The organism is Methylobacterium sp. FW306-05-D (assembly GCF_058782155.1).
In genome coordinates this window covers 1-4131 of the sequence record NZ_JBYSXL010000148.1, presented here as the reverse complement: position 1 = coordinate 4131, position 4131 = coordinate 1, and the positions used below count along the sequence as shown (strand labels likewise).

General features: G+C 71.1%; 4 protein-coding genes and 1 pseudogene. All 5 read right to left on the bottom strand.

The window, feature by feature from the left end:
- Nucleotides 1-287 (bottom strand): annotated as a pseudogene (locus AC3WLN_RS23765) (hypothetical protein); the annotation flags it as partial.
- A 119-nt stretch (nt 288-406) separates the two neighbouring features.
- Nucleotides 407-1063 carry a protein-L-isoaspartate O-methyltransferase family protein gene (locus AC3WLN_RS23760; protein ID WP_492485409.1) on the bottom strand — a complete coding sequence of 219 codons (657 nt, stop codon included), beginning with the start codon at nt 1061-1063 and terminating at the stop codon, nt 407-409.
- A gap of 34 nt (nt 1064-1097) precedes the next feature.
- Entirely contained in the window at nt 1098-1877 is a 780-nt protein-coding gene (gene surE, locus AC3WLN_RS23755; RefSeq protein ID WP_492485407.1) for a 5'/3'-nucleotidase SurE, read from the bottom strand.
- A complete protein-coding gene (serS, locus tag AC3WLN_RS23750) occupies nt 1877-3160 on the bottom strand; it encodes a serine--tRNA ligase (RefSeq protein ID WP_492485405.1) in 1284 nt (427 codons plus the stop codon). The genes surE and serS overlap by 1 nt, the downstream gene beginning before the upstream one ends.
- Before the next feature lie 226 nt (nt 3161-3386).
- Nucleotides 3387-4131: outer-membrane lipoprotein carrier protein LolA (locus AC3WLN_RS23745; protein ID WP_492485403.1), on the bottom strand; the 745-nt coding region annotated here is incomplete at its 5' end.

Sequence of the window (4131 nt, the reverse complement as noted above, 5' to 3'; positions counted from 1 at the left end):
GCGGGAGCCGCCGCCATCGGGCGGGGCGACATCGCAGCGCCCGGGGCCCCGAGGGCCTGGGACTGGATGCGGCTGGTGCGCACCACCGGCGCCGGGGCGATCTCGCCGTCGGGCAGGCTGCCCGTCGCGGCGGGCTCGCTCGACAGGTTCGAGGCAAACGGATTGCCGAAGGGATCGCCCAACCGGGACGCATCCGAAGAACAGGCGGCCGCACCGCCTCCAATCACGCCGATGAGCGCGAAACGCGACAGCGTCCTCAACCCTCGACCAGTCCCGCGAACCCGCATCGACGCACCTGTTTGCCTGACGCAACTTGATGACGTCATTCAAACCGGATTCAGGTTAAGCAACCGTTCCGATTCACTACGTTTGCGCCACGAAGGGACGCGCGCGGGAACCTTTCGCCCTACAGGACGCGGGCACGCCCGGGGGTGAGCGGCGCCAGCCGGACGGCCGCACCGGGGCGCGCCTCCAGGGTGCCGTCCGGTCCCCGCGTCCAGGTGACGAGGCCCGCCGCCTCCGGCCGCCCGACCGGGGCGACGAGGCGGCCGCCCGGCGCCAGCAGGCCGGCGAGGTGGTCGGGGATCGCCGGCACCGTGCCGTTGAGGAGGATGCGGTCGAAGGGCTCCGCCCCGCGCAGGGTCGCCGGATGCAGCCCGTCCCCGACGGTGATCGTGGCGAGCAGCCGGTCCTCCGGCACCAGGTTGTCGCGGGCATCGTCCGCCAGGGTGGCGTAGCGCTCGAGGCTGCGCACATGGGCGGCGCCGAGGCGCAGCAGCAGGGCGGTGACGTAGCCCGAGCCGGTGCCGATCTCGAGGATGCGGGCGCCGGGGCGCAGGGCCAGGGTCTTCAGCATCGCCGCCACGGTGGTCGGCGCCGTCATGGTCTGCCCGCAGGCCAGCGGCAGGGCGAGGTCGCGCCGGGCGAGGTCGCGGTGATGGGCCGGGGCGAAGCGCTCGCGCGGCACCCGTTCCATCGCCCGCAGGGTGTCGGTGTCGCGCACGCCCCGGCCCCGCAGGGCCATGACGAAGGCGGCATCCTCGATCGAGCCCTCGTGCATCATGGCTGGATCTCGACCGGTCTCGCGTCCCTCGGGGCTACCGCGCGCGTCCCGCCTCCGAGAACCCTTGCGCGAAGCGCGTCAGGCTCGGCTCGTCCGTGAGGTCGAGGCGCAGCGGCGTGACCGAGATGCGCTTCTCGGCGATGGCCTTGAGGTCGGTGCCGTTTCCGGGCTGGAACGTCGCCTTGGCGAAGGCGAGCCAGAAATAGGGGTTGCCGCGCCCGTCCTGGCGGGCGTCGATGGCGAGCAGCGCCTGATTGCGAAACCCCTGCGCGGCCACCGCCGTGCCCAGGACCTCGCCGGGCTCGCAGTCCGGAAAGTTCACGTTGATCACGATGCCGGGCTCGATCCCGATGTCGAGAATCTTTCGCACCACGCCCGGGCCGTGCTCGGCGGCGCAGTGCCACTTGATGGCGCCCCGGCCGCCGGCGCCGTAGGCCTGGCTCAGCGCGATCGACTTCACGTTGAGGATCGTGCCCTCCATGGCCGCCGCGATGGTGCCCGAATAGGTCACGTCCTCCGCGACGTTCTGGCCCCGGTTGACGCCCGAGAGCACGAGGTCCGGCCCATGGTCCTTGAGGATGTGGCGCACGCCCATGATCACGCAGTCGGACGGCGTGCCCTTCACGGCGAAGCGCTTCTCGGCGACCTGGCGCAGGCGCAGGGGATCGTTCAGCGAGAGGGAGTGCGAGACGCCGGACTGGTCGGTCTCCGGCGCCACCACCCAGACGTCGTCCGAGATGGCCCGGGCGATCCCCTCCAGGGTCTCGAGCCCCGGCGCGTGGATGCCGTCGTCGTTGGTGACGAGAATGCGCATCAGCTCTTGAACCCCTCGATCCGGTCGATCCCGCCCATATAGGCCTTCAGCACCGACGGCACCGTGACGCTGCCATCCGGGTTCTGGTAGTTCTCCATCACGGCGATGAGCGCGCGGCCCACGGCCACGCCGGACCCGTTGAGGGTGTGGACGAAATTCACCGCCTTGCCATCCCGGGCGCGCACCCGCGCGTTCATCCGCCGCGCCTGGAAGTCGCCGCAGACCGAGCAGGACGAGATCTCGCGGAAGGTCTCCTGACCCGGCATCCAGACCTCGATGTCGTAGGTCTTCTGGGAGGCGAAGCCCATGTCGCCGGTGCACAGCGTCATGATCCGGTAGGGCAGGTCGAGCTTCTTCAGCACGGCCTCCGCCGAGCCGAGCATGCGCTCGTGCTCGTCCGCCGATTGCTCCGGCGTGGTGATCGAGACGAGCTCGACCTTGTTGAACTGGTGCTGGCGCAGCATGCCGCGGGTGTCGCGCCCCGCCGAGCCGGCCTCGGCCCGGAAGCACGGGGTGAGGGCGGTGAAGCGCAGGGGAAGTTCTTCCTCGCGCAGGATGCTCTCGCGCACGAGGTTGGTGAGGGGGACTTCCGCCGTGGGGATGAGCCAGTGCTCGCCCGCCTGGAACTGGTCGTCCCGGAACTTCGGCAGCTGCGCCGTGCCGAACATCGCCTCGTCGCGCACGAGGATCGGCGGCGCGACCTCGGTGTAGCCGTGCTCGCCGGTGTGCAGGTCGAGCATGAACTGCCCGAGCGCCCGCTCTAGGCGGGCGAGCTGGCCCTTGAGCACCACGAAGCGGGCGCCGGACATCCGGGCGGCGGCCTCGAAATCCATCAGGCCCGAGGCCTCGCCGATCTCGAAGTGCTGGCGGCCCGTGGCGAGCCGCGGGCGCTGGGCCTTGAAGGCCCGGTACTCGACGTTGCCGTGCTCGTCGGCGCCCTCGGGCACCTCCGGGTTCGGGCGGTTCGGGATCGCGGCGAGGCGGTCGTCGAGGGCCTTCCCCGCCTCGGCCTGAGCGGCCTCTAGGGCCGGGGCCTCGTCCTTCAGGCGGGCGACCTCGGCCATCAGCGCCTGCGCCCGGTCCTCGTCCTTAGCCTTCTTGGCGCCGCCGATCTCCTTGGCGAGCGCGTTGCGGCGTTCCTGGTTGGCTTGCGCGGCCGAGATCGCGGATTTGCGCGCGTCGTCCAGGGCGATCAGCTCTTCGGCGAGCGGCGCCAGCCCGCGGCGGCGCAGGGCCGCGTCGAAGGCGTCCGGATTCTCGCGGATGGCGCGGATGTCGTGCATGGCTCGTCCTCAAGCGAGCCCGACGCTTAGCCGCATCGGCCCCGGCCCGACAAGGTCGGGTGCGCAATGCCGGGCGCGCGAAAGCCGGCGGCGCTCACAGGGCTGAATCTCAGACGAACCCCACCGTCATTCCGGGATTGCGAAGCAGGGCCCGGAATGACGACGCGGGCGGCAAAACCGCCGCCTTGGAATTCGGCCTCGCCGGGGGCGCCTCGAGACCGGCGGCCTACTGCGCCCGGATCTGGCGCTCGGCCGCCTTGTCCTCGGTACGCCCGTAATTGATGAAGAACAGGCTGCCCTCGACGGGGCGGCCCTTCTGCAGGTTCGCGAGCTGCACCGTGGTCTGGTAGCCCTGCGGGTCGGTGATCCGCCACTGGCTCAGGGTTTTCACCTCGGGGTCGAAGAACAGCTGGATCCGCGAGGTGCCGCCGAGCGTCGAGCGGTCCTCCAGGGAGATCCGCAGGCCGCCCGGATCGTTCGCCACGTCGGTGACGGAGAGGTCGCGGGCGAGGTCGATCTTCTCGCGCAGCAGGAATTTCAGGGGCGTCTGCGAGATAAAGTAGAGGTCCTGGGTGCCGAGCTTGCGGTCCTTGACCGCCACCGAGGTGCCGTCGGCCACGATCTCCAGGGGGGAGGGCTGGTCGTAGTCGAAGCGCAGGCGGCCGGGCTTGGCGAGGGTCAGCCTGCCGCCGATGCGGCGCCCGTCCGGGCCGACCTGGACGAAATTGCCGGTGAGCGTGGTCATGCCGTTGAAGTAGGCGTTGGCCTGCGCGATCACGGTGGCGTCGTCCGCCTCCGGGGCCGCCGCCGCGGTGGGCGCGCCCACGGCCGCGACCTTGGCGGCCGCCTTCGGATCGACGCCCTTCGCCTCGCCCTTGGCCGCTTTCGACTCGACCTTGCCGTCTCCCTTGGCCGCGGCCGCCTTGTCGGACGGCTTGGCGGCCTTCGGGGCCTGGGCGACGGGCTTCTTC

Excerpts from the sequence above, each read along its gene's own strand:
- surE (WP_492485407.1), bottom strand. The coding sequence starts at position 1,877 with ATGCGCATTCTCGTCACCAACGACGACGGCATCCACGCGCCGGGGCTC.
- AC3WLN_RS23760 (WP_492485409.1), bottom strand. The coding sequence starts at position 1,063 with ATGATGCACGAGGGCTCGATCGAGGATGCCGCCTTCGTCATGGCCCTG.
- serS (WP_492485405.1), bottom strand. The coding sequence starts at position 3,160 with ATGCACGACATCCGCGCCATCCGCGAGAATCCGGACGCCTTCGACGCG.